The sequence below is a fragment of the Enterobacter sp. HMSC16D10 genome (assembly GCF_001807145.1).
GTDB classification, from domain to species: domain Bacteria; phylum Pseudomonadota; class Gammaproteobacteria; order Enterobacterales; family Enterobacteriaceae; genus Enterobacter; species Enterobacter roggenkampii.
Map to the genome: position 1 here is coordinate 1 of NZ_KV787828.1, position 4,104 is coordinate 4,104.

General features: G+C 57.9%; 4 protein-coding genes. 3 read left to right on the plus strand and 1 reads right to left on the minus strand.

What is annotated here, in order from left to right:
- Positions 1 to 57: 57 nt before the first annotated feature.
- On the minus strand, positions 58 to 1,194 hold the full coding sequence (gene rlmG / locus HMPREF3143_RS02570) for a 23S rRNA (guanine(1835)-N(2))-methyltransferase RlmG (RefSeq protein WP_023294627.1): 1,137 nt from the start codon (positions 1,192 to 1,194) through the stop codon (positions 58 to 60).
- Positions 1,195 to 1,277: 83 nt separating this feature from the next.
- Between rlmG and HMPREF3143_RS02575 the strand changes: the two genes are divergently transcribed.
- The 3 genes from HMPREF3143_RS02575 to HMPREF3143_RS02585 all read left to right on the plus strand — a co-directional run bounded on the left by HMPREF3143_RS02575 (position 1,278) and on the right by HMPREF3143_RS02585 (position 4,067).
- Positions 1,278 to 1,781, plus strand: a complete 504-nt coding sequence (locus tag HMPREF3143_RS02575) for a YgjP-like metallopeptidase domain-containing protein (RefSeq protein ID WP_008503152.1) — start codon at positions 1,278 to 1,280, stop codon at positions 1,779 to 1,781.
- Positions 1,782 to 1,851: 70 nt separating this feature from the next.
- On the plus strand, positions 1,852 to 2,850 hold the full coding sequence (locus tag HMPREF3143_RS02580; protein WP_063418640.1) for a Gfo/Idh/MocA family protein: 999 nt from the start codon (positions 1,852 to 1,854) through the stop codon (positions 2,848 to 2,850).
- 251 nt (positions 2,851 to 3,101) lie between these two features.
- Positions 3,102 to 4,067: a TerC family protein gene (locus tag HMPREF3143_RS02585; protein WP_021242367.1), complete on the plus strand. Its 966-nt coding sequence runs from the start codon at positions 3,102 to 3,104 to the stop codon at positions 4,065 to 4,067.
- The last annotated feature ends 37 nt before the right edge of the window (positions 4,068 to 4,104 follow it).

Sequence of the window (4,104 nt, forward strand, 5' to 3'; positions counted from 1 at the left end):
GTCTGATCTGTCACCTATGTATCCGGTCATACAGCAGCGCCACCGGGCAAAACAACCTTACCGACGACGTCCCAGCTTCACCGCCTTCAGCACCACGAACTTGTTATTGGTCGCAATGGTGACGCAGTTGCCGAAAATCTTCTTCAGCTTGTGGAAGTAGTCCAGGTGGCGGTTCGCCACGATGTACAGCTCGCCGTTAATCTTCAGGCAGCGGCGCGCGTGGTGGAACATCTCCCAGGCGACGTTATCCGTCAGGGCGTGCTTCTGGTGGAACGGCGGGTTACAGAACACAGCGTTGAAGCGGAAAGGCTCTACGCCCGACAGCGCGTTGTTGATCATAAACTCGCAGCGGTCCAGCGCGTCCGGCATGTTCGTTTCAACGTTCAGACGGCTGGAGGCCACCGCCATCGGCGATTCGTCGCTGAACACCACGCTGGCCTCCGGGTTCTTCGCCAGCAGCGTCAGGCCAATCACACCGTTGCCGCAGCCCAGATCGACAATTTCCCCTTCCAGATTTTCCGGCAGGTGTTCCATAAAGAAACGCGCCCCGATATCCAGACCGGTACGGGAGAAGACGTTCGCATGGTTGTGGATGGTCCAGTCGGTCCCTTCCAGTTTCCAGCTCAGCGTGTCCGGCGCGTCGGCCAGCTCGGGTGCGGCGAACGTACAGTTGATCAGGCGCGCTTTTTTCCAGGCCAGCGTCGTGGTGGTTGGGCCAAGGACCTTCTCAAACAGCTCCAGCGTCGAAGTGTGAATATCACGCGCTTTGGCACCCGCGATGATGCGGGTTTCTGGCGTGACGACCTTACGCAGCGCGCGCAGCTGTTGCTCCAGCAGCGCCATGGTTTTTGGCACTTTGATGAGCACCACGCCCGGCGCCTGCGGGTAGTCCGCGGTGCTGTCGAGGAACTTCACGCTGGATTCGTCGATGTCGTTATGGCGCAGGTTTTCACGCGTCGCCAGCTCGCTTAAGTAGGAATCGCCGATGCTGTACGGCGTGTGCTCCGCCAGGGCGCAGCCCAGCGCGCCGAAGGCGTCATTCAGGATCAAAACCGGGCCGCGGATTTCAGTGTCATCCAACTGCTGCAGCAGATATTCATCCGCCGCTTCCCACGCCTGAAGCGGGTTAACGTCGTCCGTTTCCGGGAAACGTTTAAGGTTGAGTGAACGGAAACCGTTGTCTAAGTGGCTCATCGGCCCTCCTGAATGGTAAAATTTGGCGTATCCCTGAAAAGGGTGCGTGAGTATACCCGTTTTATTGTCGATTTGGGGCGTTGATGAACCAACTTACTTATCTCCAGGGCTACCCGGAGCATTTACTTTCTCAGGTTCGCAGCCTGATTGCCGAGCAGAAGCTCGGCGCGGTGCTGGAAAAACGCTACCCCGGCACCCACGATTTCGCGACCGATAAAGCCCTCTGGCAGTATACGCAGGATCTGAAAAACCGGTATTTGAAGAGCGCGCCGCCGATCAACAAGGTGATGTACGACAACAAGATCCACGTGCTGAAAAACGCGCTCGGCCTGCACACCGCCGTCTCCCGCGTGCAGGGCGGCAAGCTGAAGGCGAAGGCCGAAATCCGCGTCGCGACGGTTTTTCGCAACGCGCCGGAAGCCTTTCTGCGGATGATTGTGGTGCACGAACTCGCACACCTGAAAGAGAAAGAGCACGACAAAGCGTTCTATTCTCTGTGCTGCCATATGGAGCCGCAGTACCACCAGCTGGAGTTTGATACCCGGCTGTGGCTTACGCATTTATCGTTAAAAGGTAATGCGGAATAGCGCACGCGAATTGTCATGATGACGTGCTACAGTGGCTAAAGGTTCCCCGCTACGGAGTACGTAAACGTTTATGATACGTTTCGCAGTCATTGGAACGAACTGGATCACGCGCCAGTTCGTCGACGCCGCCCACGAAACCGGCAAACTGAAACTTACCGCAGTCTATTCCCGCAGCCTTGAGCAGGCGCAGAGTTTTGCCAACGATTACCTCGTCGAGCATCTCTTCACCTCACTTGAAGAGATGGCGCAAAGTGACGCCATTGACGCGGTCTATATCGCCAGCCCGAACGCCCTGCACTTCCCGCAAACGAAGCTGTTCCTCAGCCATAAAAAGCATGTGATTTGCGAGAAGCCGCTGGCGTCGAACATCGAAGAAGTGGAAGCCGCCATCGCGCTTGCCCGCGAAAACCAGGTGGTGCTGTTCGAAGCGTTCAAAACCGCCAGCCTGCCGAACTTCCTGCTGCTGCAGCAGTCCCTGCCGAAGGTGGGCAAAGTGCGCAAAGCGTTTATCAACTACTGCCAGTACTCGTCGCGCTACCAGCGCTATCTCGACGGCGAGAACCCGAACACCTTTAACCCGGCCTTCTCGAACGGCTCGATTATGGATATCGGTTTCTACTGCCTGGCCTCTGCCGTGGCCCTGTGGGGCGAGCCGCACGGCGTCACGGCCACCGCCAGCCTGCTGGAGAGCGGCGTGGATGCGCACGGTGTCGCGGTGCTGGATTACGGTGATTTCAGCGTGACGCTGCAGCACTCCAAGGTGAGCGATTCTGTCCTGCCGAGCGAAATTCAGGGCGAAGCGGGCTCGCTGGTTATCGAGAAGATCTCCGAGTGCCAGAAGGTGAGCTTTGTCCCGCGTGGCGGCAAAGCGCAGGAGCTGACGCAGCCTCAGCATATTAACACTATGCTCTATGAGGCAGAGGTCTTCGCCCGTCTGGTGGAAGACAACGAAGTGAATCACCCAGGCCTTGCGGTGAGCCGCACCACGGCGAAGCTGCAAACGGAGATCCGCCGTCAGACCGGCGTGGTGTTCCCGGCAGACGGCGTGAGCGCGGAAGTTATCGCGTAAAGCTGTGTAATGAAACGGCGCAGACCATTGACGAAACCGATGGTCTGACATATTTTGTTACCTGCAAAGGGGAGTAACTTCTTCGCCGGTGGATCGTCATTACGATGCGTGCAATACCGCATCCGGTCGCCGGGCAACCCTCGTGGTTGTAAGTGAGACCTTGCCGGAAGGCGAGGTCTATGCATAAAAAGCTAACGGCTATCGTCTTCTGACCATGGCCGTTTTTGTTTTTTATGTGTAAGGAAAATAGTATGCATTCTGTCGGCACTCCAATGTTGTGGGGCGGATTCGCGGTTGTCGTGCTCATCATGCTGGCGATCGACCTCTTTTTGCAGGGCCGTCGCGGCGCGCACGGCATGACCATGAAACAGGCCGCCGCCTGGTCGCTGGTCTGGGTTACTCTCTCCCTGCTCTTCTGCGCCGCCTTCTGGTGGTATCTGGCCTCGACCGAAGGCCGCGCGGTGGCCGATCCTCAGGCGCTCGCCTTCCTCACCGGCTATCTGATTGAAAAAGCCCTGGCGGTTGATAACGTCTTCGTCTGGCTGATGCTGTTCAGCTACTTCGCCGTGCCTGCGGCTCTGCAGCGTCGCGTGCTGGTGTACGGCGTGCTGGGCGCAATTATCCTGCGTACCATCATGATCTTCGCTGGCAGCTGGCTGATTACCCAGTTCGAGTGGCTGCTATACGTCTTCGGCGCGTTCCTGCTGTTCACCGGGGTCAAAATGGCGCTGGCGAAAGAGGACGGCTCCGCGATTGGCGATCGCCCGCTGGTGAAGTGGATCCGCGGCCATCTGCGCATGACCGACAAGATCGAGAGCGAGCACTTCTTCGTGCGCAAGAACGGCCTGCTGTTTGCCACCCCGCTGCTGCTGGTGCTGATTCTGGTTGAGCTGAGCGACGTGATTTTCGCCGTGGACAGCATTCCGGCCATTTTCGCGGTGACCACCGACCCGTTCATCGTCCTGACCTCTAACCTGTTCGCCATCCTCGGCCTGCGCGCGATGTACTTCCTGCTGGCGGGCGCGGCGGAGCGCTTCTCCATGCTGAAGTACGGCCTGTCGGTGATCCTGGTGTTTATCGGTATCAAGATGCTGATCGTCGATTTCTACCATATCCCGATCGCCATTTCGCTCGGCGTGGTGTTTGGCATTCTGATCGTGACGCTGATTATCAATACCTGGGTTAACCGCCAGCACGATAAGAAGCAGCAGGCTTAATGCGTTTTGCCCGGTGGCGCTGCGCTTACCGGGCCTA

Coding starts and splice junctions, on each gene's coding strand:
- rlmG (WP_023294627.1), bottom strand. CDS start 1,194: ATGAGCCACTTAGACAACGGTTTCCGTTCACTCAACCTTAAACGTTTC.
- HMPREF3143_RS02575 (WP_008503152.1), top strand. CDS start 1,278: ATGAACCAACTTACTTATCTCCAGGGCTACCCGGAGCATTTACTTTCT.
- HMPREF3143_RS02580 (WP_063418640.1), top strand. CDS start 1,852: ATGATACGTTTCGCAGTCATTGGAACGAACTGGATCACGCGCCAGTTC.
- HMPREF3143_RS02585 (WP_021242367.1), top strand. CDS start 3,102: ATGCATTCTGTCGGCACTCCAATGTTGTGGGGCGGATTCGCGGTTGTC.